This window comes from Serratia sp. Res13-Sevr-LER1-36-b, assembly GCF_015673035.1.
In the GTDB taxonomy this organism is placed as follows: domain Bacteria; phylum Pseudomonadota; class Gammaproteobacteria; order Enterobacterales; family Enterobacteriaceae; genus Chania; species Chania fonticola_C.
On the sequence record NZ_JADACK010000005.1, the window covers coordinates 482,201 to 507,107 of the forward strand.

The 24,907-nt window shown below is 54.1% G+C and carries 25 protein-coding genes and 1 pseudogene; 17 read left to right on the forward strand and 9 right to left on the reverse strand.

All coding sequences use genetic code 11. The features are described 5' to 3' along the window. The first annotated feature begins 73 nt into the window (after positions 1–73). Positions 74–1,132 (forward strand): AI-2E family transporter, encoded by a 1,059-nt coding sequence (locus tag IMQ33_RS03270; protein ID WP_098931564.1) that lies wholly within the window; start codon positions 74–76, stop codon positions 1,130–1,132. A gap of 3 nt (positions 1,133–1,135) precedes the next feature. On the opposite strand, the gene IMQ33_RS03275 is transcribed toward IMQ33_RS03270, so the two are convergent. The 7 genes from IMQ33_RS03275 to rne all read right to left on the reverse strand — a co-directional run bounded on the left by IMQ33_RS03275 (position 1,136) and on the right by rne (position 9,052). Further along, on the reverse strand, positions 1,136–1,777 hold the full coding sequence (locus IMQ33_RS03275; RefSeq protein WP_065685104.1) for a LuxR C-terminal-related transcriptional regulator: 642 nt from the start codon (positions 1,775–1,777) through the stop codon (positions 1,136–1,138). Positions 1,778–1,992: 215 nt separating this feature from the next. Next, positions 1,993–3,105 carry an N-methyl-L-tryptophan oxidase gene (gene solA, locus IMQ33_RS03280; protein WP_065685103.1) on the reverse strand — a complete coding sequence of 371 codons (1,113 nt, stop codon included), beginning with the start codon at positions 3,103–3,105 and terminating at the stop codon, positions 1,993–1,995. 145 nt (positions 3,106–3,250) lie between these two features. Beyond that, positions 3,251–3,505, reverse strand: coding sequence for a biofilm formation regulator BssS (bssS, locus tag IMQ33_RS03285; RefSeq protein ID WP_024485935.1), 255 nt, complete (start codon positions 3,503–3,505; stop codon positions 3,251–3,253). Between the two features lie 198 nt (positions 3,506–3,703). Beyond that, a complete protein-coding gene (locus IMQ33_RS03290; RefSeq protein WP_065685102.1) occupies positions 3,704–3,982 on the reverse strand; it encodes a hypothetical protein in 279 nt (92 codons plus the stop codon). A gap of 134 nt (positions 3,983–4,116) precedes the next feature. Next, positions 4,117–4,356 carry a DNA damage-inducible protein I gene (gene dinI, locus IMQ33_RS03295; RefSeq protein WP_021178315.1) on the reverse strand — a complete coding sequence of 80 codons (240 nt, stop codon included), beginning with the start codon at positions 4,354–4,356 and terminating at the stop codon, positions 4,117–4,119. 74 nt (positions 4,357–4,430) lie between these two features. Next, on the reverse strand, positions 4,431–5,480 hold the full coding sequence (gene pyrC / locus IMQ33_RS03300; RefSeq protein ID WP_065685101.1) for a dihydroorotase: 1,050 nt from the start codon (positions 5,478–5,480) through the stop codon (positions 4,431–4,433). Between the two features lie 251 nt (positions 5,481–5,731). After that, complete coding sequence (gene rne / locus IMQ33_RS03305) at positions 5,732–9,052, reverse strand: ribonuclease E (protein ID WP_196061756.1); 3,321 nt, start codon at positions 9,050–9,052, stop codon at positions 5,732–5,734. 553 nt (positions 9,053–9,605) lie between these two features. Here rne and rluC point away from each other — a divergent pair. Continuing rightward, positions 9,606–10,574 carry a 23S rRNA pseudouridine(955/2504/2580) synthase RluC gene (gene rluC, locus IMQ33_RS03310; protein WP_024485939.1) on the forward strand — a complete coding sequence of 323 codons (969 nt, stop codon included), beginning with the start codon at positions 9,606–9,608 and terminating at the stop codon, positions 10,572–10,574. A gap of 79 nt (positions 10,575–10,653) precedes the next feature. Here the strand turns inward: rluC and IMQ33_RS03315 are convergent, their stop codons facing one another. Next, positions 10,654–11,235, reverse strand: coding sequence for a nucleoside triphosphate pyrophosphatase (locus tag IMQ33_RS03315; RefSeq protein ID WP_065685099.1), 582 nt, complete (start codon positions 11,233–11,235; stop codon positions 10,654–10,656). 141 nt (positions 11,236–11,376) lie between these two features. Here IMQ33_RS03315 and yceD point away from each other — a divergent pair, with 141 nt between their 5' ends. From yceD to ptsG, 14 genes are all read left to right on the forward strand, one after another. Next, positions 11,377–11,898, forward strand: a complete 522-nt coding sequence (yceD, locus tag IMQ33_RS03320) for a 23S rRNA accumulation protein YceD (RefSeq protein ID WP_024485941.1) — start codon at positions 11,377–11,379, stop codon at positions 11,896–11,898. Between the two features lie 16 nt (positions 11,899–11,914). Further along, entirely contained in the window at positions 11,915–12,082 is a 168-nt protein-coding gene (gene rpmF, locus IMQ33_RS03325; protein ID WP_004943042.1) for a 50S ribosomal protein L32, read from the forward strand. A 12-nt stretch (positions 12,083–12,094) separates the two neighbouring features. Then, entirely contained in the window at positions 12,095–13,129 is a 1,035-nt protein-coding gene (gene plsX / locus IMQ33_RS03330) for a phosphate acyltransferase PlsX (protein WP_024528541.1), read from the forward strand. Between the two features lie 6 nt (positions 13,130–13,135). Further along, positions 13,136–14,089: a beta-ketoacyl-ACP synthase III gene (locus tag IMQ33_RS03335; protein ID WP_186529318.1), complete on the forward strand. Its 954-nt coding sequence runs from the start codon at positions 13,136–13,138 to the stop codon at positions 14,087–14,089. 18 nt (positions 14,090–14,107) lie between these two features. Next, the gene (gene fabD, locus IMQ33_RS03340) at positions 14,108–15,037 is read left to right on the forward strand and encodes an ACP S-malonyltransferase (RefSeq protein ID WP_065685097.1); all 930 of its coding nucleotides are present in this window, start codon (positions 14,108–14,110) and stop codon (positions 15,035–15,037) included. 12 nt (positions 15,038–15,049) lie between these two features. Then, a complete protein-coding gene (gene fabG / locus IMQ33_RS03345) occupies positions 15,050–15,784 on the forward strand; it encodes a 3-oxoacyl-ACP reductase FabG (RefSeq protein ID WP_024528544.1) in 735 nt (244 codons plus the stop codon). A gap of 154 nt (positions 15,785–15,938) precedes the next feature. Then, a complete protein-coding gene (gene acpP / locus IMQ33_RS03350; RefSeq protein ID WP_004719003.1) occupies positions 15,939–16,175 on the forward strand; it encodes an acyl carrier protein in 237 nt (78 codons plus the stop codon). An 81-nt stretch (positions 16,176–16,256) separates the two neighbouring features. Then, positions 16,257–17,498: a beta-ketoacyl-ACP synthase II gene (gene fabF, locus IMQ33_RS03355; RefSeq protein WP_024485943.1), complete on the forward strand. Its 1,242-nt coding sequence runs from the start codon at positions 16,257–16,259 to the stop codon at positions 17,496–17,498. 122 nt (positions 17,499–17,620) lie between these two features. Next, positions 17,621–18,418 (forward strand): aminodeoxychorismate lyase, encoded by a 798-nt coding sequence (gene pabC / locus IMQ33_RS03360; RefSeq protein WP_065685096.1) that lies wholly within the window; start codon positions 17,621–17,623, stop codon positions 18,416–18,418. A 13-nt stretch (positions 18,419–18,431) separates the two neighbouring features. Continuing rightward, positions 18,432–19,457, forward strand: a complete 1,026-nt coding sequence (mltG, locus tag IMQ33_RS03365; protein WP_065685095.1) for an endolytic transglycosylase MltG — start codon at positions 18,432–18,434, stop codon at positions 19,455–19,457. Continuing rightward, complete coding sequence (tmk, locus tag IMQ33_RS03370; protein WP_161738468.1) at positions 19,447–20,085, forward strand: dTMP kinase; 639 nt, start codon at positions 19,447–19,449, stop codon at positions 20,083–20,085. Before mltG ends, tmk begins: the two co-directional genes overlap by 11 nt. Beyond that, the gene (gene holB / locus IMQ33_RS03375) at positions 20,085–21,092 is read left to right on the forward strand and encodes a DNA polymerase III subunit delta' (protein WP_196061755.1); all 1,008 of its coding nucleotides are present in this window, start codon (positions 20,085–20,087) and stop codon (positions 21,090–21,092) included. Before tmk ends, holB begins: the two co-directional genes overlap by 1 nt. Positions 21,093–21,106: 14 nt before the next feature. Beyond that, positions 21,107–21,883 (forward strand): metal-dependent hydrolase, encoded by a 777-nt coding sequence (locus IMQ33_RS03380; RefSeq protein ID WP_161712999.1) that lies wholly within the window; start codon positions 21,107–21,109, stop codon positions 21,881–21,883. A 339-nt stretch (positions 21,884–22,222) separates the two neighbouring features. After that, positions 22,223–23,656, forward strand: coding sequence for a PTS glucose transporter subunit IIBC (ptsG, locus tag IMQ33_RS03385; protein WP_024485949.1), 1,434 nt, complete (start codon positions 22,223–22,225; stop codon positions 23,654–23,656). 160 nt (positions 23,657–23,816) lie between these two features. Here ptsG and IMQ33_RS03390 read toward each other — a convergent pair whose 3' ends face one another. Beyond that, entirely contained in the window at positions 23,817–24,056 is a 240-nt protein-coding gene (locus IMQ33_RS03390; protein ID WP_065685404.1) for an ogr/Delta-like zinc finger family protein, read from the reverse strand. Between the two features lie 71 nt (positions 24,057–24,127). On the opposite strand from IMQ33_RS03390, the pseudogene IMQ33_RS03395 reads away from it, so the two are divergent. Then, positions 24,128–24,553 (forward strand): annotated as a pseudogene (locus tag IMQ33_RS03395) (phage portal protein); the annotation flags it as partial. Positions 24,554–24,907 lie beyond the last annotated feature (354 nt).

Consider the following 24,907-nt stretch of genomic DNA (forward strand, 5'->3'; position numbering starts at 1 on the left):
GACAGCAAGGAATAATTTGCTAACATGTATTTATCAACGGCTCAGGCGGGCCTGTATCTCACAAGGAAATTTCATGGGCATACCCGAGTTTAATGACCGCAAGCTACGTTTGATCATGATGCTGGCCATGCTGGTGGTGATCCTGGCTGGCATAAAGGCGGCGGCAGATATTGTGGTGCCATTCCTGCTGGCGGTGTTCCTGGCCATCGTGTTAAACCCGCTGGTGCTGCTACTGGAACGCTTTCGTGTACCCAGAGCGCTGGGGGTGACGCTGTTGGTGATTGCCATCGTCGTGCTGTTGCTGACCTTGATCGGTATGCTGGGTGCTTCATTAAATGAGTTTGCTCGCTCCTTGCCGCAGTATCGGGGCATGATGCTGGAGAAGTTGAGTGAACTGCAATACCAGGCGCAACGCTTCAATCTGGATCTTACCTTCTCGGCAGAAGCGGTGGTCAAATACGTCGATCCTGGTGCCACTATGAACCTGGTGACCCGCCTACTGGGGCATCTTTCCGGGGCCATGACCAGCATCTTCCTGTTATTGATGACGGTGGTCTTTATGCTGTTTGAGGTGAAGGTATTGCCCTTTAAGCTGCAGCAGGCGCTGGATAATCCCACCGAAGGGATGGCCACTATCCGCCGGGCCTTGCAAGGGGTCACACACTATCTGGTGATCAAGACCGCCATCAGCCTGGCAACTGGTCTGATCGTCTGGGGCTTTCTGAGTTGGGTTGGCGTTCGTTTTGCCTTTATCTGGGGCATGATGGCGTTTATGTTCAACTATGTACCCAATATTGGTTCGATCATTGCTGCTATTCCGCCGCTGATCCAGGCTTTGCTGTTTAACGGTTTTGCCGATGCGGCCGTGGTGGCTGCGGGCTATATTCTGATCAACCTGATCATCGGTAATATGCTGGAGCCGCGGATCATGGGCCGTGGTCTGGGGCTTTCTACGCTGGTGGTGTTCCTTTCCCTGATCTTCTGGGGCTGGCTGATGGGGCCCGTGGGGATGTTGCTTTCGGTCCCCTTGACCATTATCGCGCGCATCACGTTGGAAACCATGGATGGAGGGCGCAAGGTGGCCATGCTCCTCGGTGATGGGCGCCAGATAAACGAAATCACGCCGAAATGAGGCTTAAACGGCAGCCCGCAGTTCTAACGAAGCCGAACCCACCGGCTTAAAGGTGGTGGGTTCTGGCGGATAGAAATAGCGCAGTATGTTATACAGTGAATAAAATTCCAGCCGGTTGCGCACGTTGATTTTCTCGGTGATATGGCGTTTATGTACGTACACCGTATGGGCGCTGATCTGTAATTTCTTGGCGATGCGATAATTCGGCATTTCGGACATCCAATAGCGCATTACCGTCAATTCTTGCGGGCTGAAAAGCGAATGAACCTCTTCATCCTTCATTAGTTCACTTGGGATTTTACTTAGCGTTTTTAGCGCAATGGGAAGCACGGCCTTGTTGAATAAAAAAGTATTGCTGGCAATGCGCAGCGGGCTTTCACTGTAGGGATAAGGAACATCCAGATAAATATATACCGTTGCACGCCACGCCGCCGTGATAAACGCTGAAAGCAGTTGATTATCTGTTGTACAGCGGCAGTAGTTGGTCAGATTCACCAAAATATGGCTGGGTTTGAAACTGTCCAGTAGAGGGAGCGCGGTGTCGATGTCTGGGCAGCAGTTTACTGACGCAAACACGTTGTCAGTAAAGTGGCTGGCGATCCCAATACGAGTGAAACAGCATTCGTCCACAACGAGTAGTTTCATGGTGACGTCCTTGTTGAAGATACAAAACGGGCTGGAGCCTAATTATGTAAAATAGGCCTTACCCGGTTGTGGGATCAATTCGGAAATCCAGTGGCTATAGGAAGATATTTCCGTCTATAGACTATTTTTCAGTAATATCAGTATATTGGCGGGATTTCATTGTCGGAGGGTTCCCCTACCGCTGGCCAGAACGGGGCGAACAGGGGATTGAACGGTCAGAAACGCCGCAGGCTGAAGGGCGTGATATCCAGGGATGAAGGCTTATCTTGCGCAAACAGCGCGGCTATCTCACCCAGTACACTAGCAAACTTAAAGCCGTGGCCACTCAGGCCGGTGATCACCATCAACTGTTGGCAGTCAGGCAGGGTGTCGATGATAAAGTCTTCATCCGGGCTCATATCATAGCTACAGGCTTCACCGTGTAGACAGACGCCAAGCCCAGGCAGGAAGTGGCGCAGAAAGCCGAATACTTCGCTACCGTCGCTGGCCAGGGAGCCGAACGGCTTACGCTGATCTGCTGTCTCCATCGGTTGTCCACCATCATGTTTTCCGACCTTTAAGCCGTCATTCTCGGAGGGGAAACCGTAATAGTGGCAGCCGTCTTGCGCTTCAACGGTGAAAGCCGGAAAGCGGTTGTTTTCGCTGTAACGGCCATCTGCCTGATACCAGGAAAACACTTTACGCACCGGTGAAACAGGAAGCTGCGGTAACAGATTTTTGACCCAGGTTCCCGCGCAGACCACGGCTTTACGGCCTTGGTAGCGCCCCTCGGAAGTAACGACCTCAACTCCTTGCTCGATTGGCTCGATGGCGGTTACCGGGCAATTAAACAGTTGGGCGCAGCCTGCTTCTCTGGCCAATTTGACGTAGCTGGCAACAATCAGTTCCGAGCGCAGTATTCCTGCATCTGGTTCGAACAGGCCGACGTAACCTGTTGGCGTAGTGAATTCTTGCCAGCGTTGTTGGATCTGTTCGGCACTCAGTAACTCGGTATTGAGGTTAAAGTTTTTGGCACTGCGCTGCGCCGTGGTGACAAACTCACTGTCTTGTGGCCCCAGGGTGAGCACGCCACAGGGATGAAACAGTTTTTCGCCGCTTTTCTGTTCTAATCCGTTCCACAGTGCCTGGGCGCGCAGCAGAAAAGGCACATATTTTTCGCCCTCGCCGTAGGCATGGCGGATGATACGGGTATCGCCGTGGTGGCTGCCCTGACGATGCGGGGGGAAAGCGCTGTCGATCATTAAGACCTTAAGGCCTGCGGTTGTCGCATAATAGCCTGCAGCAGCCCCAACCGAGCCGCTACCCACGATGATCAAGTCATATTCCACGTGCCATGTCCTTTCTTTGATGTGTCGCTGATGGCGGATATGATAAGAGTTTGCTGGCGGCAATGCACCATGAACCGATGCGAGTCGATACAAAAGAAAAGGCGCCGGTTAATTGCCGACGCCTTAGCGGTTGAGGGTGAATGGGTTAATGTTTTCTTCGATCAAGGTCTAAATAATCCGTAGATTCTATCTTGGCGATGCCAGCCTCTAAAATATTGATCAATTGGCGGGCAACGTCTGTAGTTAGCCAAAGAGTCCGATCCACTTGCGCTTCTTCGGCTGTTTGGTCTAGTGAAGACAGGTAATGAAGGCGAATCATCATGGCATCATAAACATCGACGGTACTGATATCCCAGCCAACAAGCGGATGTGTCTGTATTACTTCATCATTTCTGTCCATAAAGACCCCTTATCAAGTAGTGACTAGCTGGAGTTACTAACGAGGATCAATGCGTCTCATCTTCATGGTGAGCTTTTACAGTATACGCATCCGAGATCTGACGTGGGGTGTTTTCCTGCGGTTTATTGCAAATAAATATTTTTTGCTCAAGTAATCGGCAAAGGGTAGGGGCAGCTGCATGCTGCGCCCGTTCAAATATTACTCTTCGGCTGCAGGAGGAAGTTGCACGTGCGCATGACTTTCTAATTCGGCTGCCAGATGGGCGAAATGCTTTTGCATTTCAGGATCGCGGTTCTGATTTTGTGCTTCCAGTTTCAGGCTGTGGATCAGCAACTGGTTGGCTTTGTCATTCAAGCCAAAAGACAAATAAGAGAAAGCGACCTCGAGCACGCTCAGCCGCCGTTTTTGATCGGCGATCAGGGCCAGCAACTCGCCAAAGGTCATCGCTTCTTCGGGCTTGCCTTTATCCGGAACCATTCTTTACACCTTTGTTGCACCATAAGTCGTCTAATCATTACAGACCACAAGTGCTGTTTCTTCCAGGGAAAAGGGCAATACGACGGAAACAAAAAAGCCGGAGAGCGACCTCCGGCAACAACTACATTGCAGAATTATTCTGCACTGAACCAATCGTCGGCACTTTCCCAGGTTTCCTGGAGTATCTCCTCGATCAGGTCTTTATCTGTTTTGGCACCGCCCATTACGGAAAGGCCATTGGCACCGGCATAACGGATTTGGACGGTAGTGTCAGGAAACTGGCGATTGACCCGTTTACTGAATTCGCCGGTCAGGGCTTCGATAGCCCCCGGCGGCAGTGGTTTGGTTTTATCTATAGTGACTTCAACACGCATAATTGCCCCCGGAACTGTCTACTGGATATTTATACAGTTAACTAACGCCGGAGGCAAGAGCAGAAATAAAATATTTAGCAGTCGGTCACTGACCAGTTGATGGTTTCACCGGCCAGGAAGGGCACCACGGCTTCATTACCCAAAGTTATCTCCTCTGGCTGGGCCACAGGCAGGCGTTGCAGCGTGATAAAGTCCTGGTTCACCGGCAAGCCGTAGAAGCGGGGACCATTCAGCGAGCTGAAGGCTTCCAGATGCTCCAGCGCGCCTAATTGTTCAAACACGGTCGCGTAGGCGGGCATCGCGTTCGGGGCGTTAAATACCCCTGCACAGCCACAGCTGGTCTCTTTACGGTGTTTGGCATGAGGTGCCGAGTCGGTGCCGAGGAAGAAGCGGTCACAGCCGCTGGCAACGGCGCTGCGTAACGCTTCCTGATGGATGTTACGCTTGAGGATCGGTAGGCAGAACAGGTGTGGCCGGATCCCGCCTACCAGCATGTGGTTGCGGTTAAACATCAGGTGCTGTGGCGTAATGGTGGCACCAAGGAAACGATTGCCTTCCTGCACGTACTGAGCGGCTTCCCGGGTGGTGATATGCTCGAAAACGATTTTTAATTCCGGGAACTGGCGGCGTACCGGCTCCATCACCTGTTCGATAAAGCGAGCCTCACGATCGAAGATATCTACGCTGGCATCGGTGACTTCGCCATGGATCAGCAGCGGCATACCGATCTTCTGCATCTGCTCAAGCAGGGGATAAATCCCGGTCACATCGCTCACGCCGTGGCTGGAGTTGGTAGTGGCGTTGGCTGGATAGAGTTTGGCGGCGGTGAACACCCCTTGCTCAAACCCGTTGACCAGTTCCGCCGCAGCCAGTGAATCCGTCAAGTAGCAGGTCATCAACGGCGTGAAGTCATGCTCTGCGGGCAGGGCTGCCAGAATACGTTCACGATAGCTACGTGCTGCGGCAATGGTGGTGATCGGTGGGGCCAGGTTCGGCATCACAATCGCCCGGCCAAACACCTGACTGGTATAGGGCAGAACCGTTTTCAGCATGTCGTCGTCACGCAAATGGATATGCCAGTCGTCAGGGCGGCGGATTTTCAGGGCTTGGGGTTGTGCGGTCATGGTGCAGAGCTCCGGCGGTCAAAAAATCTTAATAAAAGCGAATAAACGAGGGTTATTCACGCCGGGGTGAAAGGATAAGCGGAAAACGTTTTGGATGCATCTGTTAGTTAATGACAAGTTGAAATCAATTGGCTTACTAGCTCAGGGCAACTTGAGGCATTGGACATTAAGAAACTGAAAAGGATGGCCCGAATGTTCAGTGGTAAGAAAAAACCCGCCATCTAGGCGGGTTTTGTATGGCAGGGATTAACTTAGTCGTTAACCGGCTGCGGTTTGGTCGCTGGAGCAGTGGCCTGATTAGCCGCTGCATGGCCGCCAGCAGAACCTTTTCCGTCAAAGTTGAAGGAAGGGCGCTGCCACTCGCTGGTCTTCGCGGCTTCCGGCTGATAATCCGGCGCAGGCGCTTTGGTCATCGGGGCGGTAGCGATATGCTTGTAGAGCGCCGGTTGCGGTTGTGCAACCACTGGGGCCGCCTGCACAGGAGCTGGAGCAGCCTCTGGCTGTGCTGGCTCGACTTCTGGCTCTGCGGTTACAGCAGCCTCTGCAGGGGCTGCTACGACGGCTTCCAATACAGCTTCTTCAACTACAGACTCTTGCAACACGGGTTCAGCGATAACCGGCTCAGCTTGTACTGCAGCATCTGTAACCGTCTCATCTTCAGTTGTTTCACTGACAACGGTTTCATCTACCACAACAGCGGCTGACTCGGCAGCGACGACAGCGTCGGCTACTGCTTCAACAGGTGCAGTTTCTACCGGGGCTTCAACTACCGGTGTTGCCACCGATTCAGCCACTACCGAAGCGGTTTCAACTACGCTTGGCGCTTCGTTGACCACAGGCTGAACAGGAGCGGCTTCAACAGCCACCGGTGCAGCAGCAACGGCGACGGTTTCAACCGTCACTGGCGCTTGAGCTTCTTCGTGTTCAACGTACACGGCTGCTTGTGCCACAGGATAGCTGACCCAAACTTTGCCTGAAGCCATCTCTGGTGAGGCAAACGCCCCGGCCAACGGCATTGGCGACTGGTTCGGATAACGCTCGTCACGATAGCGACGACGACGCTGACCACTGACGCGCAGATGGCGTGGAGAACGACGAGAGCGACGTGGCATGCCGTTTTCACCGTTACCACGGTTGTCAGCTTGCGCATCATCTTCAGACTGGGCCGCAATGGTCTGTGGCAACAGTTTAACGCTTTCCGCCAATACCGGAGCCTGGTTTTCTTCAACCTTGGCGACCGGCGCCTTAGGCGCTAACAGTTCTTCAGCGGCGCGATGCAGTTCTTCTTCCGCCGACAGGACGCGAACTTTCTGCGCGAGTGGGCGGCGTTGACGACGCTGCGTTGGCTGCTGATGACGGTCTTCATCTTCGTCATTGCTATGGCTGGCAACAACGACTTCCGCAGTTTCTGGCACTTTGACATCTTGCGGAGCTTGGCGTTTTTCTTCCTGACGACGGCGTTGACGCTCGGCACGTTGTTCACGGCGCTGTTGCTGATCTTCGCGCTGTACCTTGGCCGCTTCTTCAGTCTGCACTTCGGTGTTGACAGCCGCTGGTGCAGTCTGTTGCTGTGCGTTACGGCGGTTGTTGCGGCGCTGGTCGTCACGGTTTTCACGTGGTTCACGCGGCTCGCGATTTTCGCGTGGTTCACGGTCACCACGTTCACGGTTGTCACGCCCTTCGCCACGTTCTTTACGCTCGCCACGTTCACCTTTACGGCCAGAACCCTGGCGGCGTTGGCCACGACGATCCTGACGACGGTTGTCGCTGTCTTCCGTTTTCTCAGCTACGACCGGTTTAGCTTCAACCACCGGCGTTTCTTCACCGGCGAACAGTGACTTCAAGCCACCGAACAGACGGCTCAACAGGCCAGGTTTGGCTTCAGCAGCAGGAGTTGATACAACTGCCGGTTTGGCGGCAACGGCAGGCTTGCTAACCACAGGCTCTTCTTCCTGCGGTGGAGCATCCTGTGACAGAGAGAAGGAAGCCAGAGCGGGTTGCTCGCGTTTGCGCTCGACTGGCGCATCATCCTGCGGCTGGGCCATTTCTTCTTCATGCAGCTTCGGCAGCAGGTAGCTCAGGGTTGGTGTTTCTTCACCCTTGCGTACGCGCAGCACGGAGTAATGCGGAGTTTGCATCTGATCGTTTGGCACGATGATCGCTTTCACGCCACCCTGGCGCTTCTCGATCGCGCTGACAGAATCACGTTTTTCGTTCAGCAGGTAGGAAGCTACCTGAACCGGCACGATGGCGTGAACTTCTTTGGTGTTCTCTTTCAGCGCTTCTTCTTCGATCAGGCGCAGAATAGACAGCGCCAGCGATTCGTTATCACGGATGGTGCCGGTACCGGTACAGCGCGGGCACACGTGGTGGCTGGATTCACCCAGTGACGGGCTGAGGCGCTGACGGGACATTTCCAGCAGGCCGAAGCGAGAGATACGGCCAATCTGAATGCGGGCACGATCCTGGCGGACGGCATCGCGCAGACGGTTTTCCACTTCACGCTGGTGACGAACCGGGGTCATATCGATAAAGTCGATAACGATCAGGCCACCCAGGTCGCGCAGGCGCAATTGGCGAGCGATTTCATCTGCCGCTTCCAGGTTGGTATTGAATGCGGTTTCTTCGATGTCGCCACCGCGGGTTGCACGCGCGGAGTTGATATCGATAGCGGTCAAGGCTTCGGTGGTGTCGATCACGATGGAACCACCGGAAGGTAGACGCACTTCACGTTGGAACGCGGATTCGATCTGCGATTCGATCTGGTAATGGCTGAACAGCGGGATTTCGCCACTGTACAATTTGATCTTGCTGCTGAAATCCGGGCGGCCCAAGGCAGCGATGTGCTCTTTGGCCAGATCGAGTACCTTCGGGTTGTCGATCAGGATTTCACCGATGTCTGGGCGCAGGTAGTCGCGGAATGCTCGCACGATAACGTTGCTTTCCTGGTGGATCAGGAACGGAGCAGGGCGGCCTTCGGCGGCTTTTTTAATCGCTTCCCAGTGCTTGAGGCGGAATGACAGGTCCCATTGCAGAGCGTCAGCAGATTTGCCAACGCCAGCGGTACGGACAATCAGCCCCATGCCGTCTGGCAATTGCAGCGAGGAGAGCGCTTCTTTCAGTTCGGTACGGTCGTCACCTTCGATGCGGCGGGAAATACCACCGGCACGCGGATTGTTCGGCATCAGAACCAGATAGCTACCGGCCAGGCTGATGAAGGTAGTCAAGGCGGCGCCTTTATTACCCCGTTCTTCTTTATCAACCTGAACGATGACTTCCTGGCCTTCACGCAGCACATCTTTGATGTTTGGGCGACCATGGGAAGAGTAATTGCTTGGGAAGTATTCGCGAGCGATTTCTTTTAGCGGGAGGAAACCATGTCGTTCAGCGCCGTAATCAACGAACGCGGCCTCAAGACTAGGTTCAATTCGAGTGATTTTGCCTTTGTAAATATTCGCTTTTTTCTGCTCATGGCCAGGGCTTTCAATATCCAGATCGTACAGCCGCTGTCCATCTACAAGGGCAACACGCAACTCTTCCTGCTGAGTTGCGTTAATCAACATTCTTTTCATCTTAACTTACTCGTTTTTTTTACATTATCGACAAAGCTGCGGGCAAAATAACCTCATGGCCAGGTTAAAACCGAAAACCCCGTGTCTTCTCGCAAAGCCGTCAACCTCACGGTTGTCGCCTGCATAGGGGCGCATTATCTCGGTAAGCCTGTATTTCTTTGTGAAACACAGCGCTTTTGACTCAGGGAATAGCCTCTGATTTATGTTGACAGATCTGATTCCATTTGCCGGCCAAGCTGCAACCCGCAGCCCGCTAATTGTTTGATTTCACATTACGTCTTACGCCATTGCTGCGTTTTTGTGCAACCAGACAAACTGTATAATTCCGCAATTCTCCTCGTTTCAAGGGGATCGGCACGGAAAGTTACAGCATTATTCCATTGCAAGCACCTTTATAGCAAGGTGACTTTTCCTTAACTATGATCGAAACCGCAAACGATCAACCTGGCTTGCTGCCTTATTGTTCGCTGGCGTTTCTTTCACAGTCTGAGAGACAGTTAAGCACATAAAAAGAGGTGGCGCTATTGACGCGCTCTATTTAGAATCCCGCCCCATGAAAACGAACATTCCCGCAGTACAATTAGTGACGATTTCTGACGACGAAGCCGGTCAGAGAATCGACAATTTTTTGCTTGCCCGCCTGAAAGGCGTGCCGAAGAGCATGATTTATCGCATCGTGCGCAAAGGCGAGGTGCGGGTCAATAAAGGCCGCATCAAGGCTGAATATAAACTGGCAGCGGGCGACGTGGTGCGCATTCCTCCGGTTCGGGTCGCCGAACGTGAAGATGCACCGGTTTCCGCCAAGCTGGACAAAGTTGCTGCCCTGGCGGATTGCATCCTTTATGAGGACGATCACCTGCTATTGCTGAACAAACCTTCGGGAACGGCGGTGCACGGCGGTAGCGGCCTGAGTTTTGGCGTGATCGAAGGATTGCGGGCATTACGTCCGGAAGCACGTTTTCTGGAGCTGGTGCACCGTTTGGATCGCGATACCTCCGGCGTATTGATGGTGGCCAAGAAGCGTTCGGCGCTGCGCTCGCTGCACGAGCAACTGCGCCTTAAGGGGATGCAGAAGGATTATATGGCGTTGGTGCGCGGCGAGTGGCAGTCGCACTGCAAAGCGGTGCAAGCACCGTTGCTGAAGAATATTTTACAGAGCGGGGAGCGCATTGTCCGCGTCAACAGCGAAGGTAAACCTTCGGAGACCCGCTTCAAGATCGAAGAGCGCTTTGAACATGCCACGCTGGTGAAGGCCAGCCCGATCACCGGGCGTACCCACCAAATTCGCGTGCATACCTTGCATGCCGGGCATCCGATCGCCTTTGACGATCGTTATGGTGACCGGGAGTTCGATCGCCAATTGGCGGGCACCGGCCTGAAACGCCTGTTCCTGCATGCGGCGGCGCTGCGCTTTGAACATCCTGCCACCGGCGAAACGATGCGCATCGAAGCGCCGATGGATGACGAACTGCGTCATTGCCTGCAGGTATTGCGCCAACGGACCGCCGCAGCAAAAAAATAAACCCCGACAAAGTGAGCCGTTGTGGAATTTGTTAGGGCCGAACATATTCGATCGTAGGGGCGCCGCATGCTGCGCCCACTTATACCAGCGGGTTGATCCCTTCAGCCCGCAACATCTCCAGCAATGCGATCAGCGGCAGGCCAATCAACGCATTCGGGTCGCGGCCCTCCAACTTCTCAAACAGCGCAATCCCCAAACCTTCACTCTTGAAGCTGCCCGCACAAAAGAGCGGTTGCTCGAGACGCACGTAGGTTTCTATCTCCACTTCGCTCAACGTACGGAAATGAACGTGGAAAGGTTCACATATCACCTGTAGGCGTTGGCTACGGCTATTATAGAGCGCCAAACCGGTATAGAAGGTCACCTGCTTGCCGCTGGCCTTACGTAGCTGCTGGCGGGCGTTCTCTTCGCTATGGGGCTTACCGGTGATTTCCCCGGCGATCACGCAGACCTGATCGGAACCGATAATCAGATAATCAGGGTAGGCCGTGGCCAGCGCCTGAGCCTTGGCCGCCGCCAGGCGCAGCACCAAAGCCTCGGCACTTTCCCCGGGCAGCGGTGTTTCATCGGTTTGCGGTGCTGCACAAATAAAGGGCAGGTGCAGCTTCTCCAACAGCTGCTGGCGGTAGATTGACGTTGAAGCGAGTAAGAGTCTTTGCATAATTTTTTCCACAAACCGTAGCGTAAATATGTCGGTCATCTTAAACTGTCGGCCGCTCTGGAAGCGAATATTGGTGAAAGGTGCCGTTTTAGGGCCTTTTTCTTTGACTCTATGACGTTACAAAGTTAATATGCGCGCCCTATGCAAAAGGTAAAATTACCCTTGACCATTGATGCGGTACGTACCGCTCAGAAACGCTTGGACTATGTTGGTTCCTATGCGCCTGAGCTGGTTACACGTGTTGCCGACTCCGTGGTCAGTGTGGACAGTGATGTCGAAGTGCAGTTGTCGTTTGATATTGATAACCAGCGCCTCGCGGTGATAACAGGGCATGCGGACGTCGCGGTAACGCTGATGTGCCAACGCTGTGGTGTCCCGTTTGCACATCAGGTCCACACAACATATTGTTTTAGCCCGGTCGTCAATGATGAGCAGGCTGAGGCATTACCGGAAGCGTACGAACCGATCGAAGTTGACGAGTTTGGCGAAGTCGATCTGTTGGCAATGATTGAAGACGAAATTATTCTTTCACTGCCTGTCGTTCCGGTACATGAATCTGAACACTGTGAAGTGTCCGAAGCGGACATGGTGTTTGGCAAACTGCCTCCTGAGGCGGAGAAACCAAATCCATTTGCCGTATTAGCCAGTTTAAAGCGTAAGTAATCGAGGAGTAAGGTCCATGGCCGTACAACAAAATAAACCAACCCGTTCCAAACGTGGCATGCGTCGTTCACACGATGCCCTGACCACCACCACCTTGTCTGTAGATGCGACTTCCGGTGAAACTCATCGTCGTCACCACATCACTGCCGACGGTTTCTACCGCGGTCGCAAGGTTATCGGCTAAGTCAGCGATACTTTGACTCGTCTAACCCTGGCGTTAGATGCTATGGGCGGGGATTTCGGTCCCTGCGTCACAGTGCCTGCTTCATTGCAGGCACTGGCCTCTAATTTACAGCTTCATCTCCTGTTAGTCGGCGATCCCGACGTCATCTCCCCGTTACTTGCCAAAGCCGATCCGTCTGTCCTGGAACGCTTGCAAGTCGTACCTGCCGAATCGGTTATTGCCGGTGACGCCAAGCCTTCACAAGCGATCCGGGCCAGTCGAGGTACCTCTATGCGTATTGCGCTGGAGTTGATTAAAAGCGGTGAGGCGCAGGCTTGTGTCAGTGCAGGGAATACCGGGGCGTTGATGGGGCTGGCCAAGCTGCTGATCAAACCGTTGGACGGCATTGAACGCCCGGCGTTGATGACCGTGATACCTAACCAGCAGCGCGGTAAAACCGTGGTGCTGGATCTGGGGGCCAACGTAGAGTGCGATAGCACGATGCTGGTGCAGTTCGCGGTCATGGGAGCAGTGATGGCGGAAGAGGTATTGGGTATCGCGCAGCCACGTGTGGCACTGCTCAATATCGGCGAAGAAGAAACCAAAGGACTGGATAATATCCGCGAAGCCTCCGCCGTACTTAAAAAAACGCAGGCAATCAACTATATTGGTTATCTGGAAGGCAACGACCTGCTCACTGGTAAAACCGATGTGATGGTCTGCGACGGCTTTGTCGGCAACGTCACTCTGAAAACCATGGAAGGTGTGATAAGACTGTTCTTGTCGCTACTCAAGTCATCCTCCGAAGGGGGAAAACAGGCGTGGTGGTTAAAATTGTTGGGTCGTTGGTTACAAAAAAGGGTGGCAAGGCGTTTTGGTCATCTGAACCCCGACCAGTATAATGGTGCATGTCTGTTAGGATTGCGGGGAACCGTGATTAAGAGCCACGGCGCTGCAAACCAAAACGCGTTTGCGGTGGCAATCGAACAGGCTGTACAGGCGGTGCAGCGGCAAGTTCCGGACAGGATTGCTGCGCGCCTTGAAGCTGTATTACCCAAGAGTGACTGATCGTTCATGTATACAAAGATTCTCGGTACGGGGAGTTACTTACCCGCACAAGTGCGCACCAACGCTGACTTAGAAAAAATGGTGGATACGTCTGACGAGTGGATCGTGACTCGCACCGGTATTCGTGAACGTCGTATCGCTGCCCCGGATGAAACCGTGGCAACCATGAGCTTCCACGCTGCGTCTCACGCGCTGGAAATGGCGGGTGTGGCTAAAGAAGATATCGGCCTGATCGTGGTGGCGACCACCACCTCAAGCCATGCGTTCCCAAGTTCTGCCTGCCAGGTGCAACAGATGCTGGGCATTCAGGACTGCGCGGCGTTTGATATTGCGGCGGCCTGTGCTGGCTTTACCTACGCCTTGAGCGTGGCCGATCAGTACGTCAAGAACGGCGCGGTAAAGCATGCGCTGGTGATCGGCTCAGATGCGCTGTCGCGCACGCTCGATCCAGAGGATCGCGGCACCATCATCCTGTTTGGCGACGGTGCGGGCGCGGTAGTGCTGGGGGCCTCTGAGGACCAGGGCATTATCTCTACCCATCTGCATGCGGATGGCCGCTATGGCAATCTGCTGGCGCTGCCAAATAAAGATCGTCAGAACCCGGATCAGCCTGCCTACGTCACGATGGCGGGCAACGAAGTGTTTAAAGTGGCAGTCACCGAACTGGCACATATCGTTGATGAAACGCTGAAGGCCAACGAGCTTGACCGCAGCGAACTGGATTGGCTGGTTCCGCATCAGGCCAACCTGCGCATCATCAGCGCAACGGCAAAAAAACTGGGTATGGGAATGGATAAAGTGGTGGTGACGCTCGATCGTCACGGTAACACCTCTGCCGCCTCGGTACCAGCAGCGCTCGACGAAGCCGTACGCGACGGGCGCATCCAGCGTGGTCAGTTGGTGTTGCTGGAAGCATTCGGCGGTGGCTTTACCTGGGGCTCGGCGCTGGTTCGTTTTTGATTCAACAGGAATAAAAAAATGACGCAAACTGCTTTTGTTTTTCCAGGCCAGGGTTCACAAACCGTTGGCATGTTGGCCGATTTGGCCGCACAGTTTCCCATTGTGGAACAAACTTTTAGCGACGCTTCTGCGGCTTTGGGTTACGATCTGTGGCAGTTGGTACAGACTGGCCCGGCAGAAGAGCTGAATAAAACCTGGCAGACACAGCCAGCGTTGTTGGCGGCCTCCGTTGCCATCTTCCGTGTCTGGCAGCAGCAGGGCGGTAACATGCCTGTGATGATGGCTGGCCACAGTCTGGGTGAATACTCGGCGCTGGTGTGTGCCGGTGTGCTGGATTTTGCTGCGGCTATCCGTTTGGTAGAGCTGCGCGGCAAACTGATGCAGGAAGCGGTACCAGAAGGTACCGGTGCCATGTACGCCATCATCGGTCTGGATAATGCCTCGATTGCCAAAGCCTGTGAGGAGTCAGCTCAAGGCCAGGTAGTTTCACCGGTGAACTTCAACTCTCCGGGTCAGGTCGTTATCGCGGGCAACAAAGAAGCGGTTGAGCGTGCAGGTGCAGCTTGCAAAGCAGCCGGTGCCAAACGTGCACTGCCGTTGCCGGTGAGCGTGCCTTCGCACTGCGCACTGATGAAACCGGCCGCCGATAAGCTGGCTGTAGCGCTGCAAGACATCACCTTCAACGCGCCGACAGTACCGGTAGTCAATAACGTTGATGTACGCGCAGAGACCGCGCCAGAAGCTATCCGCAGTGCGTTGGTTCGCCAACTGTACAGCCCGGTGCGCTGGACGGAAAGCGTAGAATTTATGGCGGCAGAGGGTGTGACTCTGCTGTTGGAAGTGGGCCCGGGCAAAGTGCTGACCGGCCTGACCAAACGCATTGTCGACACCTTGACGGCGGCAGCGGTTAACGATACTGCCAGCCTGTCTGCGGCGTTGGAACAGTAAAAGAGGATAACCATGAGCTTCGAAGGGAAAATTGTCCTGGTCACCGGCGCAAGCCGCGGTATTGGCCGGGCTATTGCAGAGTTGTTTGTTGCACGTGGCGCCAAGGTTATCGGCACCGCTACCAGCGAGAGCGGTGCTGAAGCCATCAGCAGCTATCTGGGTGAGAACGGCAAAGGCTATATGCTGAACGTGGTTGATGCTCAATCTATCGACAACGTTTTGACCTCGATTCGTGCGGAATTTGGCGAAATCGACATTTTAGTGAATAATGCCGGGATTACGCGTGATAACCTGCTGATGCGAATGAAGGATGATGAGTGGCAGGATATCCTGGACACCAATCTGACTTCCGTATTCCGTCTGTCAAAAGCGGTAATGCGAGCTATGATGAAAAAGCGGTTTGGCCGTATCATCTCTATCGGTTCCGTTGTTGGTACCATGGGGAATGCAGGGCAGGCTAACTACGCGGCGGCTAAAGCCGGTCTGATTGGTTTTAGTAAGTCTTTGGCACGTGAGATCGCTTCACGTGGCATTACGGTCAACGTCGTGGCTCCTGGCTTTATTGAGACGGACATGACACGGGCGTTGACAGAAGATCAACGCGCAGGCATTTTGACTCAGGTTCCGGCTAGCCGGCTTGGGGAAGCTAAAGAAATCGCCAGCGCTGTTGCATTTTTAGCCTCTGACGAGGCCAGCTACATCACCGGTGAAACGTTACATGTCAATGGCGGCATGTATATGATTTAAAAAATGCGAAAACTATTTGCGTTATTTGAGGTAAAAACCGCAAAATAGCGTAAAATCGTGGTTTGACCAGCCGGGATTTAGTTGCATCTTTTTCAACATTTTATACACTACGAAAACCATCGCGAAAGCGAGTTTTGATAGGAAATTTAAGAGTATGAGCACTATCGAAGAACGCGTTAAGAAAATCATTGTTGAGCAACTGGGTGTTAAGCAGGAAGAAGTATTGAACAACGCTTCTTTCGTTGAAGACCTGGGCGCTGATTCTCTTGACACCGTTGAGCTGGTAATGGCTCTGGAAGAAGAATTCGACACCGAAATTCCAGACGAAGAAGCTGAGAAAATCACTACTGTGCAAGCAGCTATTGATTTCATCAACGCTAGCCAGCAGTAAGCGAACATATCTAGGCGGTCACTCGACCGCCTAAGTTTTTTCTATCCCTAGCGTCATATTTTCCCTCCTTGGAGGACAAACGTGTCTAAGCGTCGAGTAGTTGTGACCGGACTGGGCATGTTGTCTCCTGTCGGCAACACGGTAGAGTCCACATGGAATGCTCTTCTTGCCGGTCAGAGTGGCATCAGCCTGATCGACCATTTCGATACTACTGCCTATGCAACGCGCTTTGCTGGCTTGGTAAAGAATTTTAACTGTGAAGATTTCATCTCGCGCAAAGATGCGCGCAAGATGGATGCTTTCATTCAATATGGCATCGTCGCCGGCATGCAAGCCATGCAGGATGCGGGGCTGGATATCAACGAGGCGAACGCCAATCGTATTGGTGCCGCTATCGGCTCTGGTATCGGTGGCCTGGGGTTGATTGAAGAAAACCATAGCTCACTGGTTAACGGTGGCCCACGGAAAATCAGTCCGTTTTTTGTGCCCTCGACCATTGTGAACATGATTGCCGGTCACCTGACCATTATGTACGGCATGCGTGGCCCAAGTATTTCCATCGCTACCGCCTGTACCTCAGGTGTCCATAACATTGGCCATGCCGCACGTATCATTGCTTACAATGATGCCGATGTGATGCTGGCCGGTGGCGCAGAAAAAGCCAGTACCCCTCTGGGTGTCGGCGGCTTTGGGGCGGCTCGTGCGCTCTCAACCCGCAATGACAACCCACAGGCCGCAAGCCGCCCCTGGGATAAAGACCGTGATGGTTTTGTCCTGGGCGATGGTGCGGGGATGATGGTGCTGGAAGAGTACGAACACGCAAAACAACGCGGTGCGAAAATTTACGCCGAAATTGTCGGGTTTGGTATGAGCAGCGATGCCTACCACATGACATCGCCACCGGAAAACGGTGCCGGTGCCGCCTTGGCGATGGAAAACGCACTGCGTGATGCAGGTGTGACAACGTCACAGATTGGCTATATCAACGCGCATGGCACCTCGACGCCGGCCGGTGATAAAGCCGAAACCCAAGCGGTGAAATCCGTATTTGGTAGCGATGCCAACCGGGTAATGGTCAGCTCCACTAAATCGATGACCGGTCACCTGCTGGGTGCCGCTGGGGCGATTGAGTCGATCTTTACCGTGTTGGCTCTGCGCGATCAGGCGGTTCCACCTACCATCAATCTGGATAATCCGGATGAAGGTTGCGATCTGGACTTCGTACCACACGAAGCGCGCCAGACCAAAGATATGGAGTTCACGCTGTGTAACTCCTTCGGCTTCGGTGGCACTAATGGTTCGCTGATTTTCCGTCGCGTATAATTATTGCCAACTTAAGTTGATAAAGGCCCGGTGCATTTTGACCGGGCTTTTTTTATGGCGCCTGGCCGTTTTATCGTAGTATGCGCCTGTTATGCTGTAGTGATAACACAGTGAGGAAACGCATGTACTGGATAAATGGACAACAACATGACGCCCTGGCAGCCAGCGATCGCGGTTTGCAGTTTGGCGATGGCTGCTTTACCACCGCCAGGGTGGTGGATGGCAATATCGATCTTTTCCCCTGGCATCTTGAGCGCATGCAGCAGGCGGCGCAGAGGTTGCTACTGCCTGCGGTGGACTGGGCGGCATTGGAACTTGAGATGCGCCATGCGGCAGGATCTCTCTCCCTTGGCGTGGTCAAAGCGATACTGACCAGAGGCAGTGGCGGACGAGGCTACAGCCCGCGCGGCTGCGCTGCTCCTACACGGATTGTTTCACGCAGCACCTATCCCACGCATTACCTGTCATGGCGTGAAGAAGGGATCAGCCTGGCGCTCAGCCCGGTTGCGCTGGCACGTAATCCGCTGTTGGCTGGCTTGAAGCACCTTAACCGCCTGGAGCAGGTGTTGATCCGCGCACATCTTGACCAGGCCGATGCCCATGAGGCACTGGTGCTTGACACTGCGGGTATGCTGGTGGAATGCTGTGCGGCTAATTTGTTCTGGCGCAAAGGAAAAAACGTCTTTACGCCAAATCTGGATCAGGCCGGTGTCGCCGGTGTGATGCGCCGCCGCGTGATTGAACTTCTGGCGGGCAGCGAGTATCTACTGCATTACGTCAGTGAACCGCTAGAGACGCTGGCCGATGCGGAGGAAATGCTGATATGCAACGCGCTGATGCCGTTGCTGCCGGTGAATAGGGCACAATCATGGCGCTACCCTTCGCGCCAACTGTATGATTTTTTGCGACCACACTGTTAATGATGGCTGATCGATGAAGAGAAAAAAGCTCAAGATTGTTGTACTGCTGCTGCTCCTGGCGTTGGCTTCGCTGTATTGGGGACATCAGCGGATTGAACGCTTTGCCGATACTCCGCTGGCGATTGGGCAGGAAACCTACTTCAAACTGCCCGCAGGCACTGGCCGTGTGGCGCTTGAAGGGCTGCTGGTACGTGACAAGCTGATCCACAATGGCCGTTGGTTCCCGTGGTTACTGCGCCTGGAGCCGGAACTGGCCGAATTCAAGGCTGGTACCTACCGTTTAACCCCGGGGATGACGGTGCGCCAGATGCTGAAACTGTTGGCGAGCGGCAAAGAAGCCCAGTTCAGCGCGCGTTTTATCGAGGGTTTGCGTCTGAAAGATTGGCTGCAGGTGCTGCAAGAGTCCAAATACGTCAAACATACCCTGGCAGGTAAAAGCGAGGCGGAGATCGCCAAGGCGCTGGGGCTGCCGGAAGGTGGCGTGCTGGAAGGTCGTTTGTATCCAGATACCTATCTCTATACGGCGGGAACCACCGATCAGGCATTGTTAAAGCGCTCGCAGTTGCGGATGTACAAGGCATTGCAGGACGTTTGGCATGCGCGAGACACCAGCTTGCCCTACAAAACGCCGGAAGAGTTGCTGACGATGGCTTCGATCGTTGAGAAAGAGACTGCCGTAGCGGAGGAACGCACCAAGGTTGCTTCGGTGTTTATCAATCGCCTGCGTTTGGGCATGCGTTTGCAAACCGATCCTACCGTGATCTATGGCATGGGCGACAGTTACACAGGTAACATCACCCGTAAGGATCTGGAGACGGCAACGCCCTATAACACCTATGTGATCAGTGGCCTGCCGCCAACGCCGATCGCCATGCCGAGCCGTGCTTCACTGGAAGCTGCTGCCAATCCGGCTAAAACCGATTATTTGTACTTTGTTGCCGACGGAAAGGGTGGTCATACGTTCACCACCAACCTGGCAAGCCATAATGCTGCGGTGCGTGTCTATCGGCAGGTACAAAAGGAAAAGAATGAAAAGTAACTTTGTAGTGATCGAAGGGTTGGAAGGCGCGGGTAAAACCACCGCGCGCAATACCGTGGTCAACGTGCTTAACGAGCAGGGTATTAACGACATTGTGTTTACCCGTGAACCGGGCGGTACGCCACTGGCGGAGAAGTTGCGCGAGCTGTTTAAATGCGGTGCAGAGGGCGATTTGCCAACCATCAAGGCGGAACTGCTGATGATATATGCCGCGCGGGTGCAACTGGTGGAAACCGTGATCCAACCGGCGTTGGCGCGGGGAGCCTGGGTGGTTGGCGATCGTCACGACCTTTCCGCGCAAGCCTATCAGGGCGGGGGCCGGGGAATCGACCCACATTTGATGAGCTCGCTGCGTGATACGGTATTGGGTGACTTCCGTCCCGACCTTACCCTTTATCTCGACTTACCTCCGTCGGTGGGCCTGCAAAGGGCGCGCGCGCGTGGAGAGTTGGACCGTATTGAGCAAGAAGCGCTGCCGTTCTTTGAACGTACCCGTGCGCGCTATCTTGAACTGGCGGCGCAGGATGCGAGCATCGTTACCATAGATGCGGCACAAACGCTGGAACAGGTCACCGCCGATATTCGCCAGGTGGTTGTACAGTGGCTGCAACAGCAGGAAGGGGCGTAATGAACTGGTACCCGTGGCTTAACGCTCCCTATCGTCATTTGGTGGGGCAGTATGCGGCTGGGCGTGGCCATCACGCATTACTGCTGCATGCGGCGGTGGGCAACGGCGATGCTGAGCTACTCTATGCCCTTAGCCGGTGGCTGATCTGCCAAAAGCGCAACGGTGAAAAGAGCTGCGGTGAGTGTCACAGCTGCCGGTTGATGCTGGCAGGCAACCACCCGGACTACCACGCACTGGCCCCGGAAAAGGGCAAAAGTAGCCTGGGTATCGAACCGATCCGCCAAGTGATTGAGGTCCTCTATTCCCATGCCCAGCAGGGGGGAGCCAAGGTGGTGTGGCTGTCGCAGGCAGAACTGTTGACCGAGGCCGCGGCCAACGCCTTGCTGAAAACCTTGGAAGAGCCTCCGGCCAATACCTACTTCCTGCTAGGTTGCCGTGAACCCTCAAGCCTGCTGGCGACTCTGCGTAGTCGCTGTTTCTACTGGCATCTGGCCAGCCCGGATGAACAGCTGAGTCTGCAATGGCTTAACCGCCAGGGCGCGGGCAATCCGGTCGATCGTCTGACCGCATTACGCCTGCATGACGGTGCTCCACTCGCTGCCGAACAGCTGCTGCAACCGAATCGCTGGCAACAGCGGGCCACACTGTGTAACGCCTTGAGCGCTGCTCTGCCGCAGTGCGATATGTTGGCCCTGTTGCCTGCACTGAACCATGACGACGTGGCGGACCGGCTACACTGGCTATGTTCGATGCTGATGGATGCGATGAAATACCAGCAGGGTGCCGCGAGCTATGCTCTGAATCAGGATCAACTGCCGCTGGTCCAGCAGTTGGCCAGCCGTTTGAGCAGCGTTTCGCTCCAGCAAATCATGCAACAGTGGCTTAACTGCCGCCATCAATTACTCAGCGTGGTTGGCGTTAATCGCGAGCTGTTGCTGACAGAACAGTTACTCGGTTGGGAGCAGATGCTCGGCGCTACCGGTTACTCATCCCCTCACTCGTTGTAAAAGAGTTAATTATCATGTTATTAGTAGATTCTCACTGCCACCTCGACAGCCTGGACTTCGCCACCTTGCACCACAGCGTGGACGATGCCCTGGTCAAAGCCAAAGCGCAGGATGTGGGCTTTGTACTGGCGGTTGCCACCACGCTGCCGGGTTACCAGGCGATGACCCAACTGATCGGTCAACGTAACGATGTCGCCTTCTCCTGCGGCGTTCATCCGTTGAATCTGGAAGGGGGCTACGATTATGCCGAACTGCGCACTCTGGCTGCGGCAGAGCAGGTGGTTGCCCTGGGGGAAACTGGGCTGGATTACTTCTATCAACAAGACAATATCCCGTTGCAGCAAGAGTCGTTCCGTCAACATATTCGTATTGGCCGGGATCTCAACAAGCCGGTGATTGTGCATACGCGTGACGCGCGTGACGATACGTTGGCCATTCTGCGCGAAGAGAACGCACAGGATTGCGGCGGCGTGTTGCATTGCTTCACCGAAGATTTGCCAACGGCGAAAGCCTTGCTCGATCTGGGCTTCTATATCTCGTTCTCCGGCATTGTCACTTTCCGTAACGCCGAGCCGCTGCGCGAGGTAGCACGCTATGTGCCATTGGATCGCATGCTGGTGGAAACCGACTCGCCATACCTGGCGCCGGTACCTCATCGCGGCAAAGAAAACCAACCCGCCTATGTGCGTGACGTTGCAGAATACCTGGCCGTATTGAAGGGCGTCAGCCTGGAAAACCTGGCGCAGGCGACTACCGCCAACTTTTCACGTTTGTTTCACATCGAACTCTGATCCTTCGTCTAGGCTTAGCGAACCGCTGGCGATAATCTAATTCTTTTTAAGCTCGTAATTAATCCTCGAAACGGGTAATGTTCCCACCCGTTTCAGGGGAGACGCCGGGCAAATTTTCATCTTTCTTCACGAAAAGTAGACGATTTTTGAAAAATGGCCGGTCAGATTCATCGAAACGTGACTGTCATCAAACATTGTTCAGGGTATTTATTTTACTCTGCGTAAAAATTAAAGGGGTGCTCAGACACCCTGAAAATGCAGGGGTTTTCTCTCCCCCCTCTGCAACGCGAAAATTCGCGAGAAGTAGCAAAGCACTATTACTCAGGAGCACACTCAACTATGTTCAAGAACGCATTTGCCAACCTGCAAAAAGTAGGTAAATCGCTGATGCTGCCGGTTTCCGTATTGCCTATCGCAGGTATCCTGCTGGGCGTCGGTTCCGCCAACTTTAGCTGGCTACCTCTGGTAGTCTCTCACGTGATGGCGGAAGCCGGCGGTTCCGTATTCGCCAATATGCCGTTGATCTTCGCTATCGGTGTTGCCCTGGGCTTCACTAACAACGACGGCGTTTCTGCATTGGCCGCGGTAGTGGCTTACGGCATCATGGTGAAAACCATGGCCGTAGTTGCGCCACTGGTGCTGCATTTGCCAGCCGAAGAGATTGCGGCCAAACACCTGGCGGATACCGGTGTGCTCGGGGGGATTATCTCCGGCGCCATTGCTGCCTACATGTTTAACCGCTTCTTCCGCATTCAGTTGCCAGAATACCTGGGCTTCTTTGCCGGTAAGCGTTTTGTGCCGATCATCTCAGGTCTGGCCGCTATCATTCTGGGTGTGATCCTCTCCTTCATCTGGCCGCCAATCGGTACGGCTATCCAGACCTTCTCCGAATGGGCCGCTTATCAGAACCCAGTGGTGGCATTCGGTATCTACGGTTTTGTTGAGCGTGCGCTGGTACCGTTTGGTCTGCACCACATCTGGAACGTTCCGTTCCAAATGCAGATTGGTGAATATACCAATGCGGCCGGTCAAGTGTTCCACGGTGACATTCCGCGTTACATGGCGGGTGACCCAACTGCGGGTATGCTGTCTGGTGGCTTCCTGTTCAAAATGTATGGTCTGCCTGCTGCTGCGATTGCCATCTGGCACTCAGCCAAGCCGGAAAACCGTGCCAAAGTCGGCGGTATCATGATCTCCGCTGCGCTGACCTCGTTCCTGACCGGTATTACCGAGCCGATCGAGTTCTCCTTCATGTTCGTTGCGCCGATCCTGTACGTAATCCATGCGATCCTGGCCGGTCTGGCGTTCCCAATCTGTATTCTGTTGGGTATGCGTGACGGTACCAGCTTCTCACACGGTCTGATCGACTTCATCGTACTGAGCGGCAACAGCAGCAAAATCTGGCTGTTCCCAATCGTTGGTGTTATCTACGGTCTGGTGTACTACACCATCTTCCGCGTGCTGATTGCCAAACTGGATCTGAAAACCCCTGGCCGTGAAGACAATGCTTCCGAGCAGGTGGCTCAGGGTGGTTCTGAAATGTCTGCTGCGCTGGTTCAGGCATTCGGCGGTAAAGAGAACATCACCAACCTGGATGCCTGTATTACCCGTCTGCGTGTTAGCGTGGCCGACGTATCCAAGGTTGACCAGGCTGGTCTGAAGAAACTGGGTGCTGCCGGTGTGGTTGTGGCTGGCTCAGGCGTTCAGGCGATCTTTGGTACCAAATCCGACAACCTGAAAACCGATATGGATGAATACATCCGTAACCACTGATTCAGGTAGGGGAGTTAATGGGGAGGCTTAGGCCTCCCTTTTTTTATATTATTTGTTTTGATTTATAAGGATATTTTATTTTAAGTGTCCACATTTTGACATTTGTGGATGTATTGAATTGATTTGCAGGCATGAAAAAACCCGCCGAAGCGGGTTGGTACTAAAATTCTAAGCCCATCTGATCATCACCCAGGTGCCCGGGGTGAAAGAGCTCTCTTGGCAGTTCTGCGCCCTCGGTAGGCTTGGCGTCAGTCAGTACCTTTTCAACTTCTTGCAGGGTGGTAAAGCAGGTGCCGCAAAGCATGTTTTGGCACTGGTGGTAATTGCGTTGGGTTCTCTCTGACAGCCGTAAGCTGGTGCGGGTTCTGGCTACAGCGTTGCACTTAAAACATCTCATCATATCGGCATTCTCCCCGATATTTACTATTACTGTCAGTATATCACCGTTAGGCGATAGAGCGCGCTTTCGGTTACCTGTCCGATGCTATCCAAAACCAAAGTGATGTTGATGCACTCAAGCGCACGCTGACCGATGCACGCGGAAAGGGGGCGTTTAAAAACGTATTTGTCTATGCTGCAGGCGGCAAGAAAGATGGCTTGCAGATTATGCCGTTTAGCGAGATCACGGCGAAGGATGAGTTTAGCGGTATCAAGAACGTCACGCGTGATGACCTGCTGGCCGCACACCGAGTGCCCCCGGTACTGATGGGCATCATGCCAAATACCAATGGTGGCTTTGGTGATGTAGAGAAGGCTGCGAAGGTGTTCGCCACCAATGAATTGGCGCCGCTTATGTCGCGCCTGAAAGGTCTTAACGAATGGATTGGCGTTGACGTCTTCCGGTTTGATCCGTATGCCCTGATCGAGGCGGCAGGAGGGCCGCCTCCTCGCACCTAAGATCACTCAAAAATATCCCCCATCATCTCGCCCGCAACCCTCGCGGGCGCCTTCTCGCACGCCCAGCCTGACCCTGTAACCCTCGACCTGGCACCCCCTCCGGCCCGACCTTGCATCCCCTCGGCCCGATCTGACACCCCTTCGAACCGGTCAGCGCCGACCCCTCCCAGCACCCAAAGCGCGCGATTTGCTCCCCTCCACGCCCGCACGTGAAAAGTATCGATTTTTATGCACTAGTGCATCCTGCCCGAAGCCGCGCCAGCTCTAGCCTTGGATGGTCTGATTACGGTCAAAAAAACTGTGCAATCCTATGCGGTTTTATGCGGCTGTACCTTGTGGAGTCGAAGCGGGTGA